The following is a 365-nucleotide window of genomic DNA, read 5'->3' as shown; positions in this document are numbered from 1 at the left end:
TATATAGACGAAAATCAAGATACTGAAACATTGAAAGATATGTCTAAAAATGGGAAACGACGCCCATGGAGAGAGAAGAAAATCGACAATGTAAGTTATGCTGATATACTAGAAATTTTAAAAATTAAAAAGGCTTTTAACGTAAAACAATGTGGTAACGTCTTAGAATTTAAGCCGACTGATGAAGGGTATTTAAAACTTTATAAAACATGGTTTTGTAAGTCTAAATTATGTCCAGAAATTTTAAAAATTAAAAAGGCTTTTAACGTAAAACAATGTGGTAACGTCTTAGAATTTAAGCCGACTGATGAAGGGTATTTAAAACTTTATAAAACATGGTTTTGTAAGTCTAAATTATGTCCGGT

At 29.3% G+C, this 365-nt stretch carries 1 protein-coding gene; it reads left to right on the top strand.

The genetic code is table 11. From position 1 onward, the window contains the following. Positions 1 to 365 (top strand): hypothetical protein (locus AB4Y80_RS16970; protein ID WP_442215505.1); only part of this gene is annotated, 365 nt, incomplete at both ends.

The organism is Specibacter sp. RAF43 (assembly GCF_052114065.1).
In the GTDB taxonomy this organism is placed as follows: domain Bacteria; phylum Actinomycetota; class Actinomycetes; order Actinomycetales; family Micrococcaceae; genus Specibacter.
The sequence above is the reverse complement of the archived record's forward strand: the minus strand, read 5'-3'. Positions and strand labels throughout refer to the sequence as shown.